The 18,593-nt window shown below is 52.1% G+C and carries 16 protein-coding genes; 14 read left to right on the plus strand and 2 right to left on the minus strand.

Annotation, left to right across the window (positions count from 1 at the left end):
- From infB to LI114_RS02815, 11 genes are all read left to right on the plus strand, one after another.
- Positions 1 to 2,411, plus strand: a 2,411-nt coding sequence (gene infB / locus LI114_RS02760; protein WP_227219141.1) for a translation initiation factor IF-2, incomplete at its 5' end; no start/stop codon positions are given.
- A gap of 70 nt (positions 2,412 to 2,481) precedes the next feature.
- Complete coding sequence (gene rbfA, locus LI114_RS02765; protein WP_227219143.1) at positions 2,482 to 2,883, plus strand: 30S ribosome-binding factor RbfA; 402 nt, start codon at positions 2,482 to 2,484, stop codon at positions 2,881 to 2,883.
- A gap of 39 nt (positions 2,884 to 2,922) precedes the next feature.
- A complete protein-coding gene (locus LI114_RS02770; RefSeq protein ID WP_227219146.1) occupies positions 2,923 to 3,876 on the plus strand; it encodes a DHH family phosphoesterase in 954 nt (317 codons plus the stop codon).
- Positions 3,873 to 4,781 (plus strand): tRNA pseudouridine(55) synthase TruB, encoded by a 909-nt coding sequence (truB, locus tag LI114_RS02775; RefSeq protein WP_227219148.1) that lies wholly within the window; start codon positions 3,873 to 3,875, stop codon positions 4,779 to 4,781. Before LI114_RS02770 ends, truB begins: the two co-directional genes overlap by 4 nt.
- A gap of 21 nt (positions 4,782 to 4,802) precedes the next feature.
- Positions 4,803 to 5,714 carry a riboflavin biosynthesis protein RibF gene (gene ribF, locus LI114_RS02780; protein WP_227219150.1) on the plus strand — a complete coding sequence of 304 codons (912 nt, stop codon included), beginning with the start codon at positions 4,803 to 4,805 and terminating at the stop codon, positions 5,712 to 5,714.
- An 86-nt stretch (positions 5,715 to 5,800) separates the two neighbouring features.
- Entirely contained in the window at positions 5,801 to 7,249 is a 1,449-nt protein-coding gene (gene gltX, locus LI114_RS02785; protein WP_227219152.1) for a glutamate--tRNA ligase, read from the plus strand.
- 323 nt (positions 7,250 to 7,572) lie between these two features.
- Positions 7,573 to 8,532 (plus strand): ATP-binding cassette domain-containing protein, encoded by a 960-nt coding sequence (locus LI114_RS02790; protein WP_227219154.1) that lies wholly within the window; start codon positions 7,573 to 7,575, stop codon positions 8,530 to 8,532.
- 1 nt (position 8,533) lies between these two features.
- Positions 8,534 to 9,238, plus strand: coding sequence for an ABC transporter permease (locus LI114_RS02795; protein WP_227219155.1), 705 nt, complete (start codon positions 8,534 to 8,536; stop codon positions 9,236 to 9,238).
- A 22-nt stretch (positions 9,239 to 9,260) separates the two neighbouring features.
- Positions 9,261 to 11,069, plus strand: coding sequence for a GldG family protein (locus tag LI114_RS02800; RefSeq protein ID WP_227219157.1), 1,809 nt, complete (start codon positions 9,261 to 9,263; stop codon positions 11,067 to 11,069).
- A gap of 39 nt (positions 11,070 to 11,108) precedes the next feature.
- Positions 11,109 to 12,617, plus strand: a complete 1,509-nt coding sequence (locus tag LI114_RS02805) for a DUF4340 domain-containing protein (RefSeq protein WP_227219159.1) — start codon at positions 11,109 to 11,111, stop codon at positions 12,615 to 12,617.
- Positions 12,618 to 12,885: 268 nt separating this feature from the next.
- On the plus strand, positions 12,886 to 13,167 hold the full coding sequence (locus LI114_RS02815) for a hypothetical protein (RefSeq protein WP_022128243.1): 282 nt from the start codon (positions 12,886 to 12,888) through the stop codon (positions 13,165 to 13,167).
- 144 nt (positions 13,168 to 13,311) lie between these two features.
- On the opposite strand, the gene LI114_RS02820 is transcribed toward LI114_RS02815, so the two are convergent.
- Positions 13,312 to 13,608 (minus strand): DUF2325 domain-containing protein, encoded by a 297-nt coding sequence (locus tag LI114_RS02820; RefSeq protein ID WP_022128244.1) that lies wholly within the window; start codon positions 13,606 to 13,608, stop codon positions 13,312 to 13,314.
- A gap of 227 nt (positions 13,609 to 13,835) precedes the next feature.
- Positions 13,836 to 15,167, minus strand: a complete 1,332-nt coding sequence (locus LI114_RS02825; RefSeq protein ID WP_227219161.1) for an MATE family efflux transporter — start codon at positions 15,165 to 15,167, stop codon at positions 13,836 to 13,838.
- A gap of 287 nt (positions 15,168 to 15,454) precedes the next feature.
- Here LI114_RS02825 and iorA point away from each other — a divergent pair, with 287 nt between their 5' ends.
- From iorA to LI114_RS02840, 3 genes are read left to right on the plus strand one after another with little or no spacing between them, the layout of a single operon-like run.
- Positions 15,455 to 17,179 (plus strand): indolepyruvate ferredoxin oxidoreductase subunit alpha, encoded by a 1,725-nt coding sequence (iorA, locus tag LI114_RS02830; RefSeq protein WP_227219163.1) that lies wholly within the window; start codon positions 15,455 to 15,457, stop codon positions 17,177 to 17,179.
- A gap of 15 nt (positions 17,180 to 17,194) precedes the next feature.
- Positions 17,195 to 17,578, plus strand: a complete 384-nt coding sequence (gene crcB, locus LI114_RS02835) for a fluoride efflux transporter CrcB (protein WP_227219165.1) — start codon at positions 17,195 to 17,197, stop codon at positions 17,576 to 17,578.
- A gap of 36 nt (positions 17,579 to 17,614) precedes the next feature.
- On the plus strand, positions 17,615 to 18,559 hold the full coding sequence (locus LI114_RS02840) for a hypothetical protein (protein ID WP_227219167.1): 945 nt from the start codon (positions 17,615 to 17,617) through the stop codon (positions 18,557 to 18,559).
- Positions 18,560 to 18,593: the final 34 nt, after the last annotated feature.

Raw genomic sequence — 18,593 nt, forward strand, 5'->3', positions numbered from 1 at the left:
CAGAGAGCAAGCCTGCGCCCGCTAAGGAAGAAAAGCCCGCTAAGACCGAGCCTGCTAAGGAAGAAAAGCCCGCGGCTAAGGCTGAAAAGCCTAAGAAGAAGCCTGCCGCAAAGGCTGATAAGGCGGAAAAGGCTGAGCCTGCAAAGGCGGAGAAGCCCAAGGCTGAGAACAAGCCCGCACCCAAGGCAGAGAGCAAGCCTGCGCCCGCTAAGGAAGAAAAGCCCGCTAAGACCGAGCCTGCAAAGGCAGAGAAGCCTGCGCAGACCGCGCAGCCTAAGGCTGAGCCTGTCGCTGAAAAGGCTGACAAGAAGAATAAAAAGCAGGAAAAAGCTAAGAAGCAGGAGCACGGCGAGAAGAAAACGCTGGTAGGAAAATCCTCTGACTCGGCTTCCGATAAGGGCTACACCGTTTCGGAAAACAGCTCGCAGAATTACCGCACGGTAGATACCCGCGGCAGCTATGTAGAGCTTGACAAATATAACGAAAAGTACGATAACCTCGCTATCTCGAAGCAGGGCGGCGGCAAGAAGCGTGACAACTTCACCAAAAAGCAGAAGATAACTCAGAAGTCGCAGCAGCACAAGAAGCAGCAGTTCTCACACAAGAGAGAGACCGAGGCTGAAAAGCTGCGCCGCCTAGAGCTTGAGCGCGCGAGAAAGCAGCAGCTCAAGGTAATGATACCCGACGAGATAGTAGTTTCAGAGCTGGCGAGCAGACTGAAAGTTACCGCTACCGAGGTCATCAAGAAGCTGATGGGTCTGGGCGTAATGGCTACCCTCAACGAAACTATCGACTTCGACACCGCTTCGCTCGTTGCGGAAGAGCTGGGCGCTAAGGTAGAGAAGGAAGTTATCGTAACGATAGAAGACCGCCTTATCACCGACGAAGAGGACGCTCCCGAAACGCTGAAAGAGCGCTGCCCCGTAGTAGTAGTAATGGGCCACGTTGACCACGGCAAGACCTCTATACTCGATAGGATAAGAAACGCGCATATCGCTGACGGCGAGGCGGGCGGCATAACTCAGCACATAGGAGCGTATCAGGTATACCACAATAACCGCAAGATAACCTTCCTCGATACCCCGGGCCATGAAGCTTTCACATCTATGAGAGCACGCGGAGCTAACATCACCGATATTGCGGTGCTGGTAGTAGCGGCGGACGACGGTATCATGCCGCAGACCATAGAATCTATCAACCACGCAAAGGCTGCGGGCGTACAGGTAATAGTTGCTATAAACAAGATGGATAAAGAGGGCGCGAACCCCGAGCGCATAAAGCAGCAGCTCACCGAGCACGACCTCGTAGTAGAAGAGTGGGGCGGCGACGTTATCTGCGTTCCCGTATCCGCTAAGACCGGCATGGGCATAGACGACCTGCTCGAGAATATACTGCTCGTTGCAGATTTTCAGGAGCTTAAAGCCAACCCCGACAAGCTCGCAAAGGGCGCGGTTATCGAAGCGCGCCTCGATAAGGGCAAAGGCCCCGTTGCAACCGTACTGGTACAGGCGGGTACTCTGCACAAGGGCGACGTTATCATAGCGGGCACGGCTGTCGGCAGAGTAAGAACTATGATCAACGATAAGGGACGCTCTATCGACAAGGCGGGCCCCTCGACCCCTGTTGAGATAACGGGTCTGGCGGAAGTGCCGGGCGCAGGCGACCAGTTCAACGCCGTAGAGGACGAAAAGCTGGCGCGCGAGCTGGTAGAGCAGAGAAAGCAGCAGGCTAAGGAAGAGCAGTTCAGCCACTACACTAAGGTAACGCTCGACAACCTCTTCAGCCAGATCTCTGAGGGCGAGATGAAGGAGCTGCCGATAATCGTAAAGGCAGACGTACAGGGCTCGGTAGAGGCTGTAAAGCAGTCGCTCGAAAAGCTCTCTAACGAAGAAGTTCGCGTAAAGGTCATTCACGGCGCGGTAGGCGCGGTAAGCGAGTCGGACGTAATGCTGGCTAACGCTTCAAACGCTATAATCGTAGGCTTTAACGTTCGCCCCGACCCCGTAGCTAAGGAATCGGCAGAGCGCGACGGAGTAGATATACGCCTTTACAGAATAATCTACGACGCTATCGAAGAGATAGAAACAGCTATGAAGGGTATGCTCGCGCCCAAGTACCGCGAGGTAGACACCGCACGCGTAGAAGTGCGCCAGGTATACAAGATCTCGGGCGTAGGCGCGGTAGCAGGCGCGTATGTACAGAGCGGTAAGATAGGCAGAAACGACCTTATCCGCGTAGTGCGCGACGGCATAATCATTGCGGACGACAAGATGAGCAGCCTGAAGCGCTTTAAGGACGACGCTAAGGAAGTAGCAGAGGGATTTGAGTGCGGTATAACGCTCGAAAAATTCGCAGACTTCCGCGAGGGCGACGTATTTGAAGCTTATATAATGGAAGAGTACAGAGATTAAGATTTTTTGGTATGCGCCTGCACGGCTGCGGCTGTGCAGCGGGCATATTTATAGATGAAAGGGATAAGAAATGCCAAGTTATAAAGCCGGACGAATGAGCGAGGATATTCGCAGGATCGTCTTTGCAAAAATGAGAGAGCTGAAAGACCCCAGAGTAGGCGGCGGCGAATCGCTCACCGTTACTCGCTGCGAGGTATCTCACGACGGCTCTTACTGCAAGGTCTATATATCTTCGATAGACGGCGCGCAGCGCGCTGAAACGGCGGTAAAGGGCCTTACCAGCGCCACGGGTATATTTAAGCGCGAAATATCTAACGTGCTGGGACTGAGAAAGTGCCCCGACCTGAAATTCATAGCGGATAACTCGGGCGAAAGCTCTATGAGGATATTCGACAAGCTCAAGACCATAAAGCGCGAGCTGGACGAAAAGGACGCCGCCGAGGCTGAAAACGCCGAAGCTGACAACGAGTAAAACGGCTTTGCACAAAGAGGGGAGCTGGCTTCAACCACAATGGAATTTAAAGAACTGAAGAAATTTTTTGAAGAGCACGATAATTACCTTATCCTCACCCACAAAAGCCCCGACGGCGATACGCTGGGCAGCGGCTTTGCGCTCTGCGGAGTGCTGAGGGATATGGGCAAAAAGGCGAACGTAGTAAATAACGAGAACCTGCCCGTAAGGTATAATTTTCTCTACGACGGTTACTATGTGCAGGAGTTTGAGATAGAAACGGTGGTAGCGGTGGACATTGCCGACGAAAAGCTGCTCGGCTCGCGCTTTGCGAAGTACGAGGGCAAGATAGACCTCTGTATAGACCACCATATCTCAAACACCCACTACGCCAAAGAGCTTGTGCTAGACGCTAAGGCTTCGGCGGCGGCGCTTGTGCTGTTTGAATTTTTCAAATCGCAGGGCATCGCTATAAGCGACCAGCAGGCACGCTGCCTTTACACCGGCATAGCTACCGATACCGGCTGCTTTAAGTACGAAAACACTACGCCGAAAGCGCACATGGCGGCGGCGGAGCTTATGCAGTACAACATAAACTTTTCGCAGATAAACCGCAAAATGTTCGATATAAAGAGCAAGCAGCGGCTGAAAGTGGAAGAGATGATGATCTCGGAAATGGAGTATTATTTCGACGACCGCTGCTCTATGATATGCCTCACCTCGCAGATGATGCAGGAAAGCGGCGCTGAGCCTGCCGAATTTGACGGACTGGCTTCAATACCGCTGACGGTAGAGGGCGTAGTTATCGGCATAACGATAAAGCAACGCCACGAAAACGTGTTCAAACTCTCGGTGCGCACTACTGAGGAGATGGACGCTTCGACATTCTGCTGCAAATTCGGCGGCGGCGGACATATCCGCGCGGCGGGCTGCGAGATAGAGGGCACGCTGGAGGAAGTAAAGCAAAAGGTGATAGCCGCAGTAAGCGAAGCGCTTGAGGAAAGCGCACGGTGAGCGGCGTGAACGGTGCTTGCGAACTCAGCGGAGTTATACCCGTGTACAAACCGCAGGGCTGGACGTCTTTCGACGTGATAGCGAAGTTGCGGGGAGTGCTGCATATAAAGCGGCTGGGCCACGCGGGAACGCTCGACCCTATGGCGGTAGGCGTGCTGCCTGTGTTTGTGGGCAAGGCGGCGCGCTGCTGCGATATACTGCCCGATAAGCGGAAAAGCTACCGCGCGGGCTTTAAGCTGGGTATATCTACCGATACGCAGGATACTACGGGCAAGGTGCTCGAAAGCAGCGATATGCCCGTTAGCGGCGATGAGCTGAAAGCGGCTGCGGAAAAATTCGTGGGCGATATAATGCAGCTTCCGCCGATGTATTCGGCTGTAAAAATAAACGGCAAAAAGCTTTACGAGCTTGCCCGCGAGGGTAAAAGCGCAGAGCGAAAGCCCCGACCCGCGCAGGTGGCGCGCATAGAGGTCACCGACTACTCGCCTGAAAAACGCGAGGGCGTTATGGAGATCGACTGCGGGCAGGGCACTTATGTACGCACGATAATAAACGATATAGGCGAAGCGCTCGGCTGCGGCGGGGCTATGACCTCGCTGATACGCACGCGCTCCGGCGCATACACGCTTGAGGACTGCCTGACGATAGAGCAGATAGCCGAAAGCTGCGCCGAGGGGCGTTTGGCGGATATACTGCTGCCTACCGACGGCGTTTTTGCCTGCTGGCCGCAGGTGAAGCTGGGCGTGCGCGAAACGGCGCTTTACCGCAACGGTGTGAAGCTGCGCCCCGAGCAGGTGCAGGCTGAGCAGACCGCCGACACCTACCGTGTGTACGCCGCCGACGAAGCTTTTATAGGGCTTGGCGGCTTTAAGGACGGCGCATTTGCCGTGATAAAAAATTTCTGATCTGAGCACGGAGTTGAAATTTTGATCTGTATTGATAAAAACAAAGTTTTAGATAAAGGTACGGCTGCGGCGCTGGGCGTTTTCGACGGGCTGCATCTGGGGCACCAAAAGGTGCTCGGCGGCGCGCTGGCGGCGGCTGAGGAGCTTGGCTGCGCGCCCGCGGTGTTTACATTTCGCAGCGGCAGCGTTACCTCAAAAGATATAGCGGGCACGCTGACTACCGAGGCGGATAAGCTGAAAATGCTCGGCGGCATGGGCTTTGGATACGCGCTGACTGCGGATTTTGCCGAGCTGAAAGACATGAGCGCGGAGGATTTTGTAAAGCAGGTGCTTAAAGGCAGGCTGAATACGCGCTGCGTGGTCTGCGGCGAAGATTTTCGCTTCGGCAGGGGCGGCGCGGGCGATGTGAACGCCCTGCGCGAGATCTGCGGCGGACTGGGTATAGAGGTGCGCGCGGTGAAAAAGCTATCGCTCGGCGGGGCGGAGGTAAGCTCTACCCGCATACGCGCGCTGATAGAGCGCGGCGAGATAGCGGCGGCGAACGAGCTGCTCGGCAGGCGCTACGGCTACACCATAAAAGTAGAGCACGGCGCGCAGCTTGGCAGAACGTGGAATTTCCCGACTATAAATCAACCGCTGCCCGAGGGGCTGGTGCTCCCGCGGTTCGGCGTTTACGCGGCTAAGGTGCTGGTAGACGGCGAGTGGCTGGCGGGCGTGACGAACATCGGTGTAAAGCCCACCGTAAGCAAGTCAGCGCCGCCGCTTGCGGAGACTTTTATAATCGGCTGCCATGAAAACCTCTATGGCAAGGCCCTGCCGATAGAGCTGTACGAGTTTGTGCGCCCCGAAAGGGTTTTCGCAAACTTCGGCGAGCTGCGTGACGAGATAGCGCGCAACACCGAACAGGTGAAGGAGTATTTTAAACATAGCTAAGGCGGCACGGCTCGTGCTGTCGGCAAAAAATACAGCGTATCCATCACCGAAAGGATAAGACTTATATTTGAAAGGAATGTATATAAATGAACAAAGTCAGAACCAGATTTGCACCCTCACCTACGGGATATATGCACATCGGAAACCTAAGAACTGCACTTTTCACTTACCTTATAGCGAAACAGCGCGGCGGAGATTTTATCCTCAGAATAGAGGACACCGACCGTGAGCGCCTTGTAGAGGGCGCTACGCAGGTAATATACGACACCCTGCGCGACGTAGGTCTTAACTGGGACGAAGGCCCTGATATCGGCGGCCCCGTAGGCCCTTACATCCAGTCGGAAAGAATGGGTATGTTCAAGCAGTACGCCGAGCAGCTCGTAGAAAAGGGCGAGGCTTACTACTGCTTCTGCGATAAGGAGCGCCTTGAGGAAGTACGCGCTATACAGGAAGCCAGCGGAATAATGCCGATGTATGACCGCCACTGCCGCGACCTGCCTAAGGAAGAGGTAGAGGCAAAGCTCGCTGCGGGCGTGCCCTACGTTATCCGCCAGAAAGTTCCTACCGAGGGCGAGGTAACTTTCCACGACGAGCTTTACGGCGATATTACCACCCCCTGCGAAGTTCTCGACGACCAGATACTTATAAAGACCGACGGTATGCCTACCTACAATTTTGCGAACGTAGTAGACGACCACCTTATGGGCATCACCCATGTTGTAAGAGGAAACGAGTACCTCTCCTCCGCGCCGAAATATTCGCTGCTTTACAAAGCTTTCGGCTGGGAAGAGCCGGTGTATATCCACGTTGAGCACATCATGAAGGACAAGCAGCACAAGCTTGCGAAGCGCGACGGCGACGCTTCTTATCAGGACCTCATCAAAAAGGGCTATCTGAAAGAGGCTGTAATAAACTACATCGCTCTGCTGGGCTGGGCGCCTAAGGGCGAGGAAGAGATATTCTCGCTGCAGGAGCTGATAAAGGAATTTGACATCCACGGAATTTCCAAGTCGCCCGCGATATTCGACCCGATGAAGCTCAAGGCTATAAACGCTAAGTACATCAAGATGCTCACTCCCGAAGCTTTTTACGAGCACGCTCTGCCTTACCTCAAAGAGGGCATCAAGCGCGAGGATATCGACCTCAGCTACGTTGCAAGCCTGCTTCAGGCGCGCACCGAGGTGTTTACCGAGATACCAGAGATGGTAGACTTCATCGACGAGCTGCCCGATTACGATAAGGCGCTTTACGTTCACAAGAAGTCAAAGACCAATGAGGAGATAGCTCTCGATACCTTAAAGAGCGTGCTTCCCGTGCTCGAGGGTCTGGAGGACTGGAGCGCAGACGCTATCCACGACGCGCTCTTTACGCTGATAGCCGAAAAGGGCTGCAAGAACGCGATAGTACTTTACCCCCTGCGCGTGGCAGTATCAGGCAAGGCTTTCACCCCCGGCGGCGGTATCGAGATCTGCTATATGCTAGGCAAAGACGACGCGCTGGCAAGGATCCGCAAAGGTATTGAAAAGCTTTCGTGATAACGTCACAATACTATCACATCAATGCGTTAAAATAAACGTTGGAGTTTCTTAGGACAAGTAGGCAATATCGCACAACTACCGCCTAGCGGCTTTGTGCACGTCTTGCTTGCGTTTTTGCGAAGCCAAAACAATTTTCCGTCATATCACCCAAAACCTCCTAGCTTAACGCGAGTTAAGCGTCGTCGGCTTTAGGCAATCTGACGAAAAATCTGACTGCGCAATCCGTACACAATAGTTGTACGATATTGCCTACGGGACAGACTCTCTCTGCCCCGCTTTGTCCTGCAATTTGGATTTGCGGAAAGGCGTGAATTTTCAAAATGATAGAGGTGCAGAACCTTTCAAAGCATTACGGCGACAAAGCCGCTGTAAATAACATATCGTTCACGGCGAACGATGGCGAGATACTGGGTTTCTTAGGCCCTAACGGCGCGGGAAAATCTACCACCATGAATATGCTCACGGGGTACATTTCTTCCACATCCGGCAAGGCGCTGATAAACGGTATCGACATACTGGAAGACCCCATAAAGGCGAAGAAGAACATAGGCTACCTGCCCGAACTTCCTCCGCTGTATATGGATATGACGGTAAAAGAATACTTAAATTTCATCTACGATCTGAAAAAGTGCAAGCTGCCAAGAGTTTCGCACTTGAAAGACATATGCGGGCTGGTAAAGATAGACCACGTTTACAACCGCGTTATACGAAATCTTTCAAAAGGTTATCGGCAGAGAGTAGGCGTGGCGCAGGCGCTGGTGGGAAATCCCCCCGTGCTGATACTCGACGAGCCTACCGTAGGCCTTGACCCGAAGCAGATAATAGAGATACGCACGCTGATAAAAAAGCTGGGCAAAAACCACACTGTTATACTCTCCTCCCACATACTTTCCGAAGTGCAGGCGGTATGCGATAAGATAATAGTTATCAACGAGGGCAGGATAGTAGCCGACGATACCGAAACGAACCTTTCAGACAAGCTCATCGGCTCGCACATACTCACCGCTAAGATAGAGGGCGAGTACGAGAGCGTAGCGAAAAAGGTGCTCGCGATAGAGGGCGTAGAGGTATGCCGACAGGTAAACGAAAACGAAGGCGTGATAGAGTACCGCATAGAAACGGAAGAGGGCAGAGATATTCGCCGTGAGCTTTTCAACGCTATGGCGGAAAACGGCACGCCTATACTCGAGCTGCGCTCGGCTGAGCTTTCGCTGGAAGATATATTCCTGCGGCTAACCATCGGCGAAGCGCCCGCAGCAATAAACGGAGGCGAAGAATAATATGGGAGCAATTTTCAGACGCGAGGTACAGTCATACTTTATCTCGCCTATCGGTTACATATTCTTAGCGGCGTTTTACGCTTTTTCGGCGTTTTTCTTCGCTACTTCTTCGCTGGCGCAGGGCAGCACCAAGATGAACACTATGTTCTCTCAGCTTATGATAATACTCGTGGTGCTGATACCTATCCTTACCATGCGTACCATGTCGGAGGATAAAAAATCAAAGACAGATCAGTGCCTGCTGACCGCACCCGTAAGTCTGGGCGGCATAGTAGCGGGCAAATTCTTAGCCGCGCTGCTAGTATACACCTGCGCGGTAGCCATCACCGTAGTATACGCAGTTATCCTTTCGGCATACGCCGAGATGGACTGGCTCGTTATCATCGGCAATATAGTGGGATTAGAGCTTTTCGGAGCTTCGTTCATAGCGGTAGGGATCTTTTGCAGCTCGCTCACCGAAAATCAGGTGGTAGCGGCGGTAATAAGCTTTATAAGCATACTGGCGCTGAATATGCTCTCGCTCATAGGCAATCTTGTACCTTGGAACTGGCTGGAAACGGTATGCACAAAGCTTTCCTTCTACGAGAGGTACAGCGGCTTTACCTACGGACTTTTTGACCTTTCAAACGTGCTTTTCTTCATCAGCGCGATAGTGGTATTTTTGTTCCTCACCGTGCGCGTGCTTGAAAAGCGCCGCTGGTCGTGACGCAAAGGGGGCTTGAGATAATATGAGCAATAAGAATAACGAAAATTTAGAGCCTCAGAAAGAGGGCGCGGGCGAGGAGTACGTTACCTCTACCGACTCTGCTAAGCTGCTTTCAGACGTGCTGGCAGACGAGAAAAAAGAGGCTGAAGACACCCCCGCCGCCGAGCAGGAAGCCGCCGATAAAGCCGAAGCGGAAGATACCGAAGAGGAAAGCGGCAAGAGCGCTAAGGGCAAAAAGAAGAGCAAGCACGAGATGAAAAAGCTGAAACACGGTATGCTTTCGGGCGTTTACATCGTGGTATTCATAGCCGTAATCGTGCTGGTGAACGTTATCTGCGGAATACTTTTTGATAAGTACCCGATAACTTTCGACCTTACCAAAAACAGCATCTACTCTATCTCGAAAGAGTCGGAGGAGTATGTGAAGAGCGTAGATACCGAAGTTACCTTCAAGGTGTTCGCTACCGAGGACAGCTTTTCGGCTATCAACGATTACAGCAAGCAGGCTGATGAAGTGCTTCAAAATTACAGAAAATACAATAACAAGATAAGCGTAGAGTACATTGACCTCGACTCCAACCCCGACGTTGTGAGCGATTATTCCGACCAGAACCTCGCCGCTTACGACATCATCGCCGAGTCTACATCTAAGGATAAGAACGGCAATATAATCAAGGATGATAACGGCGACCCGCTGAAACGCATACGCAAGATCTCGCTGCTCGAGCTTGTAAATTTCACCGATGATTTTGAAACTCAGGCGCAGCAGACCTACGGCTTATCCGCAAGCGACTATCTGCTTCAGTATTTCGGTACTGAGGCTACGGCTTTCGCAAACGTCGGCAGCGCGGGCGTGGTAGAGTCCTCAAACGCAGATCAGGCGTTCGTTTCCGCTCTTATGGCGGTAACCGACCCCGACCCCGTTACCGTTACTTTCCTCACCGGCAGAAATGAGAGCGACGACCTTTCGTACTTCCAGACCCTGCTTGAGGCTAACGGCTACACTGTAAACAGTGTCGATATCAGAACCGAGGATATACCCGAGGACACCGACCTCTGCGTGCTCGCAGCGCCGCAGACCGACTACCTCGATACCGAGATACAGAAGATCTCCGACTTCCTCGATAATGACGGCAAGCTCAAGAAAAACATGATCTACATGGCTTCCGCGCAGCAGGCAAGCACCCCGAATCTCGATGAATTCCTAGCTGAATATTACATCGAGATCGGCGACGGAATAATTTTCGACAACGATCAGCAGCACACCTATCAGAACAGCATGACGGGCGAGATACTCTCTATGGCGGACGATATAAACGACGGCTTTACGCAGGATATATCCTCCGACACTATACAGATAGCTTCCAGCTACTCGCGCCCGATAAAGATACTGGCTGAGGAAAAGGGCAAGCATTCGGCTACTGCCTATGTAAGCTCTACCGACAGCGCAAGCGTTATGGATACCTCTACGGGCAAGGCTACCGAAAACGGCAAGCAGATATACGCAGCCCTCGCTTCAAAGGCAGTATTTAATGACGACGGCACTACTGATTACTCAAACATCTTCGTATGCGGCTCATACACTATGTTCTCAGATACCTACTTGATGTATGAGCAGTTCCAGAACAGAGAGTATCTGCTCAGCGTAGTAAACGGCATGACCGGCAAGACGACCAGCGGCATCACCATAGAGCCTAAGGTGATAACCGGCAATATCTTCGACGTAGACGCCGCGGCTGTAAAGCGCCTGAAGATAATCTTCATCGGCGTTATACCCGTTGCCACACTGGTGATAGGTCTGACCATCTGGCTGAGAAGAAAGAATAGATGATAAATCTGTCATGTTGGCGATAAAGGAGAACGATACCCAATGAATTCAAAGGCAAAAGGCATAATCGTGTGCGCTGTGGTAGTGGTCTGCTTAGGCGGCACATTGGGAATACTGGAGCTTACAGGCGCCGATACGGGCGACAGCTCCTCGGCAGTTACCACCTCGGCAAGCACCTCTTCCGAAAAAGACGAATCGGTGAAGCTGGTGGATAAGCAGGCGGCGGACGTGGCAGAGCTAACCGCGGTGAACGAAAACGGCAGCTTTACCTACTACCGCGATACCGAAACGGGCAAGGAAACTACGGGTATCCGCGAGCTGGATGGCATAGAGCTTAACTCATCTATGGTGAGCGACCTTGCCGAGGACGCTTCGCAGCTTAAAGCTTACAAGCTGGTAGAGAGCGACTCGCAGGACCTTGCGAAATACGGCTTTGAAACGCCTTACGCCACATTTACGGTGAAGTTTACCGATGGCACCGAGCGTACTTTCATAGTCGGCGACAGCGCTCCTCAGAACCGTTACAGATACCTGCATGAAGACGGCTCGAACGACGTTTACATGATACTGGAATCTACTGTAAAATATTACGCTGAGCGCAAAGAGGCTTTCGCGGCTGCTACGCTGCTCACAAAGCCCTCTGACGAAGATATGCCCGCGTTCGGCACGCTGACGATAGAGCGCAGCGACATCGACTACAAGATGGTTTTCCGGCAGGACAGCGAAGAAGTAAACGAGAAAATGAGCGAAAACATGGCTTCGCAGCAGGTAATGACCGAGCCGATATTCTCGTACCTGAACGTAGATACCGCTACCGATACCCTTTACGGACTGTACGGACTCACCGCGCAGGAGGCGGAAGTAGTTTTCCCCGACAAGGCGGCTATGAAAAAATACGGCTTGGATAAGCCCCGCGCTGCCGTTACATACACGGGCGACGGCTATGATTACAAACTCACCATCGGCAACGAGTATCATGAAGTCAACGACGAAGGCGAGGAGCAGTCGGCTGTATCGGCTTACTACTGCTACTTCACCGGAGTAGACGGCAAGGACGCTATCTGGAAGATCGACGCTTCGGCGCTGCCTTGGGTAACGCTCGAGCCGGGCGATATAGTTTCCAGCATGATGACCTGGAACATGGTAGTAGACGTAGACAACATAAAGATGGAGGGCGAGCTGGACACGCAGTTTGACCTTACTTCCGAATCAGCAGACGGCGACGACAGCTCGGCTGACCTTACGAAGGCTGAGTGCGACGGCAAGGAGGTAAGCGTTGATACCTTCAAGAGCTTCTATATGTACGTTCTGACATGCCCGACTTCTGAGATAATCTTTGATCTGCCCGATGGCGAGCCTTACCAGAGCATCGAGATAAACTGCGCCGACGGCACATCTGACAGAATAGATTTCTATAAGGATACAGGCCGCCGCAGCATAGCGGTACTCAACGGCAAAACGCCTTACCGCATTGCCAGCTCTTGGGTAACGCGCCTTATCTCAAACGCGAAAGCCGTAAAGGACGGCGGCGAGGTAAGCAATACTTATTGACGCCGCGCGAACTGACATTTTTCGCAGGCTGAACGTGGTATGATTATAGATGTTCGCAAAAGAATGTGCAGAGCTTGTGATAAAATATCACGAAATTCTGAAAATGTGAAAAAAATCACAAAAAGGGGTTTTCAAAAGGGCAAAAATATGTTATAATTGTAACATAGCCGAAAAGCAAGCGATTTGATAAAATTTATTTCCCTAAACGCACCGCCGGCGCAGGGGGACTTGATATGCGAAATATACGGCGGAGAAAAGAGGCAGACACATGGCAGAAGATAAGAAAAGCTTTTTTACATACCGCGGAGTGCCGCTGGTACGAAAAGGAAACCTGATCTATTTTGGAAATATGTATGATGATTATGTAGTAATGATCGAGATACTGGGCACGGAGAAGCAGGGAGATCTTGACGTGGCGAACAAGGTGCGCATACGCAAGATGGCTACCGACCCTACCGTACCGCCGAAGGATCAGATAGTTAAAAAGGCAGAAAAAGAGAGCCTTTACGAGGCGCTCGATATAGCCTGCGCATGGCTGAAAATAAGCTGAATTTAACAAACAAGCGCCGCATATCGCGAAGATGTGCGGCGCTTTTATATGCGCAAAAAACCGCCCACGCAACGTGTTGGAAACTGCGGGGGCGGTTCTTTTTATATGATAAGGAGAGGTAGAAATAATCGTTTTTGCGAAATATCAGCCGTTTGCGGGGCAGCCGCAGTGCTTGCTGAGAACGCTGTGAAGCGCAGCGGCGCTGCTTGAGCGAACGCGCTCGACTTTTAACTTAGAGCGCTTAGCCTCCTGCGAGGCGCTTATGACCATTTTGTGGGAAACGGTGTTGGTAAAAAGCACTAGCAGGTCGGGGCTGCCGATCTTCTTTTTCAGTGCGCCGCTTTCTTTTGTAAATACCTTAGCCTTGCAGCCATAAGATTTGCAGATGCTCTCATACTGGCCCGCCATACATTCATTTCCGCCAACTATAACGATACTCATTAGATACTCCCTTCGACTTTCGTTAGCATAAGCTAACCGGTTACTGAAAAAACAGGCAAATGCGCACATAAAGCAGACATTATCCATCACCGCAAAAATATCAAGCGCCGCACTGCCGAAAAATACTTATTTGCCAGTTAGCCTTTGCTAACTGTAATCATATTATATCATACTGAGAAGCGGTGTGTCAACGAATATGAAAAAATTTATAGTTTGTTTTTGAAATGTTAAGAATATGTAGGGCTGTCTCTCCTCCACCCCCGATAAAACGCCGCGCCTGCCGCTGTGGTTATCACCTCGGTTATCGGGAAGGTCAGCCAGAACCAGTACAGCCCAAAGCGCGCGAATATCCAGCCCAGCGGCACGAAAAGCACTACCGTGCGCAGTATCGTCAGCAGCGAGCTTTTCGCAGGGGAGTTTATCGCTTGGAAGAAAACGGGGAATATCAGCGATGTTACCATCGGTATGAAGCTTACGCCGATGAAGCGGAAGCCGTGCGCGCCTATCGAGATGACCTCACGGCTGTCGGTGAAAACGCTCAGCATCTGCGTGGGGATAAGCTCGAAACACAGCGTGCCTATCGCCATCAGCGCGAAGCCAAGCAGCACCGCGTCTTTCAGCGTGCGGCGGCAGCGGTCGTAACGGCGCGCGGCGTAGTTGAAACTCAGCAGCGGGACTATGCAGGTCTGCATCGCACCGAGCGGTATAAAAAAGAAAGACTGCCATTTGTAGTAAAGCCCCAGCGCGGTGACGGCGTTGTCCGAAAAGCCTTTTAAAATAAGGTTCAGACCCAGTATGTAAAAAGTATACGCCGACTGCATGAGTATGTTTGGGAAGCCCAGCGTGTATATGCGCCTGATGTAACTGCGGTATTTCGCGAGCGCAGGCGAGCGCCGCAGACCTCCGCGCATTACTATCAGCGCCGTCGCTATCTGCCCCGTGACCGTCGCTATAGCTGCGCCAGATATCCCCAGCTTCGGGAAAAAGCCCAGCCCGAATATCAGCAGCGGGTCGAGCACGATGTTCACCACCGCGCCTATTATCTGCGCCGCCATCGGTCGCTTCATGTTGCCCTCAGCCTGCAAAACTTTCGTCCATATGCTCTCAAAAAACAGCCCAAAGCTGAAAACGCAGACTATCCTGCCGTAGGCGACGACGTCGCGCGCAACGTCTGCCGAGGGGGTGGACATCTTCGCGTAAAATGGCATTATCGCATAGCATATCGCGGCGAAGATCAGCCACATCGCCCCCGCTAGGAACACGCCCGTGCCCGCCGCTTCGTCGCTCTTGTGCCGCTTGCCGATGCCCATGTAGTGCGCCATAAGCGTGTTTATGCCGACCCCCGTGCCGACCGCTATGGCTATCATGAGAAGCTGGAGTGGGTAGATTATCGAAAGCGCGGTAAGCCCTGTGGCGGAGCATTTGCCGACGAAAAAGCTGTCTACTATGTTGTAGAGCGCCTGTATAAGCTGCGCCGCCATGACGGGCGGTGCGAGCCGCAGCAGTATGCGCATTACGCTGTCGCTGCCAAAATCTATATTTTCAGATGAACGTGCCATTTTATTTACCTGCCTTGAAATGTGAAAATGCTTCGACTAAATACTCAATTATATATTATAGCACCGAGCATGAGATTTTGCAATGTATTTTTTGTGTCGTGAAGATTATTTTGAAATAAAACGCGCTCACAATCCTGCCGATAAATTTATGTACGCTATTTTTGTGCAGAATTTTCAAAAATGCTGTTGCAATTTTGCTTTTTTTGTGGTATAATTAAGGTATTAACTGTGCATGGATACCCGTGTGACTATACACGGAACGCCGTGTTGAAAGGAATGGTAATATAATGAAAAAACTTATGCTGGGTAACGAGGCATTTGCACGCGGCCTTTTTGAAGCAGGCTGCGAGTTCGTTTCGTCTTACCCCGGCACTCCCTCGACCGAGGTCACGGAATATGCCGCTAAATATGACGAACTTTACGCTGAGTGGGCGCCTAACGAAAAGGTGGCTATGGAGGCCGCCCTCGGCGCTTCGATAGCGGGCAAGAGAAGCTTCTGCGGAATGAAGCACGTTGGTCTTAACGTTGCGGCTGACCCGCTCTATACAGCAGGCTACACCGGCGTAAACGGCGGTATGGTAATATGCGTCGCCGATGACCCCGGTCTGCATTCCTCGCAGAACGAGCAGGATTCCCGCCACCACGCCATCGCTTCCAAAGTAATGATGGTAGAGCCTTCTGATTCGCAGGAATGTAAGGATTTCACAATGGCGGCTTACGAGCTTTCCGAAAAGTTCGACACCCCCGTTATCGTGCGCCTTTCTACCAGAATAGCTCACTCGCAGTCGGCGGTAGAGCTGGGCGAGAGGGTAGTTCCCCCCACTAAGCCCTATGAGAAGAACCCCGCTAAGTTCGTAATGATGCCCGGCTTCGCTAAAAAGCGCCACACCGTGGTAGAGGCAAAGCTGGCTGAGGCCGCTAAGTACGCTGAAACTTCGCCGCTCAATAAGGTGGAGTACAACAGCACTGAGATAGGCGTTATCACCGCGGGCAACTGCTACCTTTACGCTAAGGAAGCACTAGGCGACAAAGCTTCTTACTTAAAGCTCGGCGTTATCAACCCCCTGCCGATAGATATTATCCGCGATTTCGCCGCTAAGTGCGAAAGAGTTTATGTTATAGAAGAGCTTGACGACATCATCGAGTCGCACTGCAAAAAGAACGGCGTAGATGTTATCGGCAAAGAGCTTTTCGGCTGGGAGGGCGAGATCTCGCAGGCTATCGTTCGCGAAAAGATACTCGGCGAAAAGGCTGAAACTATGGAGTTTGAAGAGCCGGTGCCTGTACGTCCGCCTGTAATGTGCGCAGGATGTCCTCACCGCGGACTTTTCTACTGCCTCTCGCAGCTCGGCGTTTACGTTTCGGGCGATATTGGCTGCTACACCCTCGGCGCTACCGCACCGCTTTCCGCTATGGATACCACCATCTGCATGGGCGCTTCCATCAGCGCACTTCACGGCTATAACAAGGCGCTGGGCAAAGAGGCTGAGAAGAAGAGCGTTGCAGTTATCGGCGACTCTACCTTCATGCACAGCGGTATGACAGGTCTGGTAAACATCGCTTACAACGCTACAAATTCTACCGTTATCATTCTGGATAACTCCATCACGGGCATGACGGGCCATCAGCAGAACCCCACCACGGGCAAAAACCTAAAGGGCGACCCCGCCGCGGCTGTAAACCTCGAAGACCTCTGCCACGCTATCGGCATAAAGAGCGTTCGCGTTGCAGACCCCTATAATATGGCGGAAACTAAGAAGATAATAGAGGAAGAGCTTGCTAAGGAAGAGCCTTCCGTAATAATCTCTCGCCGTCCCTGCGCTCTGCTGAAATATGTAAAGCACAACCCGCCCCTCAAGGCTGACCCCGAGAAGTGTGTAGGCTGCAAGCAGTGCCTAAAGATAGGATGTCCCGCAATATCCATTCACGACAAGAAGTGCGTCATCAACCACACTCAGTGCGTAGGCTGCGGAATATGCAAGGAAATGTGCAGACTCGACGCCATTAACTGATAAACTGATATTGATATGGATCTTTATTCGGTAGCTGCCGTGGCTTTGGGCGGAGCGCTTGGCGCGGCGGCAAGATATATGCTTACCCTGATACCATTCAAATGCGAACTGCCGCTCGCCACGCTGATAGCGAATCTGATCGGCGCGCTGGCGATAGGCTTTATCGCGGGGGCGGTATCGGTGCGCGGCGGAAACCTTGGCAACAAAAATTTCGTGCTCTTTTGCAAAACGGGTATCTGCGGAGGGTTCACCACCTTCTCGACCTTTTCGCTTGAAAGCGTAGGGCTGATAGAGGGCGGAAAGTACGGCATAGCGGCGGCGTACATAGCCGTCAGCCTTTTCGGCTGTCTGCTCGGCGTATTCGCGGGCAGCTTGCTTGCAAAGGCGCTGCTGAGGTAAGCGGCAAAAAAAAATAAATTACAGGAGAAATTTAATATGAACAAATTTGAGCAGAGAAACAGCTACGGCGGCTCGCACGGGCTGATGGATTCCATCGACACCAATACGGGCGAAACTGCGGCTTATGAAGCCCCTGAACAGTCGGAAGATTCTGCAAATACGGGCGCTGCTAACGGCATGGGCAACATGGATAATGTCGGCAACATGAACGGCATGAACGCGGGCATTTCCGATATGTACAGCCAACCTCAGCAGGGCGGTTATCAGCAAGGTGCTTACCAACAGGGTGCTTATCAACAGGGTAATTATCAACAGGGTAATTATCAACAGGGTGGTTATCAGCAAGGCGGCATGGGCGCTCCGCAGAGCGGTTACTACAATGCAAATGCGAACGCAGGCACTGCTGATATACCAAAGTACGATTCTTTCCGCCCCGCGCGCAACGTCGCTTCGCCTGAGCGGTACATACTCGGCATAATCGGCGCGCTGATAGGCTCGGCGCTGGGAATGGTAGTTTGGTGCATATTCGGTGCGCTCGGCTACATCTCTTGGATAGGCGGTCTGGCGCTCGCGGCAGGTGCTTTCTTCGGCTATCTGATCGGCGCAAAGACCATCGGCAAACTGGGCATGATGCTTATCGTGATAATTCTCGCAGGCTCGGTGTACGTCGGCAACAGGCTTAGCTACTCTATCGACCTTTACAGGGAATTTCAAGATTTTAAGGAAGAAGACGCGGGATTTTACGATTATTTCGATATGGATCCCAACGCCGGTATTCCAGAGATATTTATGAATTTCGACCAGTATTACGAAGGTCTTGGCGAAGTGTATGATTACATAAAGCTGTACAGCCCCGTAGAAGTAAAAGACCTTACCGACCCGAGAGCGGCGTACTACGGCGACCTTGTGAAGAGCTACGTTATGACAGGCGTGGCTTCGCTGGTGTTCTTCCTCGACAGACGGCGCAAGGGCATGATATAAAGCAAAAGTTTTCTCTCTCAAAAAAAATACAACG

Origin of the sequence: Ruminococcus sp. 210702-SL.1.03, assembly GCF_020559915.1 — a bacterium.
In the GTDB taxonomy this organism is placed as follows: Bacteria; Bacillota; Clostridia; order Oscillospirales; family Ruminococcaceae; genus YE71.

Excerpts from the sequence above, each read along its gene's own strand:
- rbfA (WP_227219143.1), top strand. The coding sequence starts at position 2,482 with ATGCCAAGTTATAAAGCCGGACGAATGAGCGAGGATATTCGCAGGATC.
- LI114_RS02770 (WP_227219146.1), top strand. The coding sequence starts at position 2,923 with ATGGAATTTAAAGAACTGAAGAAATTTTTTGAAGAGCACGATAATTAC.
- gltX (WP_227219152.1), top strand. The coding sequence starts at position 5,801 with ATGAACAAAGTCAGAACCAGATTTGCACCCTCACCTACGGGATATATG.
- LI114_RS02790 (WP_227219154.1), top strand. The coding sequence starts at position 7,573 with ATGATAGAGGTGCAGAACCTTTCAAAGCATTACGGCGACAAAGCCGCT.
- LI114_RS02795 (WP_227219155.1), top strand. The coding sequence starts at position 8,534 with ATGGGAGCAATTTTCAGACGCGAGGTACAGTCATACTTTATCTCGCCT.
- LI114_RS02800 (WP_227219157.1), top strand. The coding sequence starts at position 9,261 with ATGAGCAATAAGAATAACGAAAATTTAGAGCCTCAGAAAGAGGGCGCG.
- LI114_RS02805 (WP_227219159.1), top strand. The coding sequence starts at position 11,109 with ATGAATTCAAAGGCAAAAGGCATAATCGTGTGCGCTGTGGTAGTGGTC.
- LI114_RS02815 (WP_022128243.1), top strand. The coding sequence starts at position 12,886 with ATGGCAGAAGATAAGAAAAGCTTTTTTACATACCGCGGAGTGCCGCTG.
- LI114_RS02820 (WP_022128244.1), bottom strand. The coding sequence starts at position 13,608 with ATGAGTATCGTTATAGTTGGCGGAAATGAATGTATGGCGGGCCAGTAT.
- LI114_RS02825 (WP_227219161.1), bottom strand. The coding sequence starts at position 15,167 with ATGGCACGTTCATCTGAAAATATAGATTTTGGCAGCGACAGCGTAATG.
- iorA (WP_227219163.1), top strand. The coding sequence starts at position 15,455 with ATGAAAAAACTTATGCTGGGTAACGAGGCATTTGCACGCGGCCTTTTT.
- crcB (WP_227219165.1), top strand. The coding sequence starts at position 17,195 with ATGGATCTTTATTCGGTAGCTGCCGTGGCTTTGGGCGGAGCGCTTGGC.
- LI114_RS02840 (WP_227219167.1), top strand. The coding sequence starts at position 17,615 with ATGAACAAATTTGAGCAGAGAAACAGCTACGGCGGCTCGCACGGGCTG.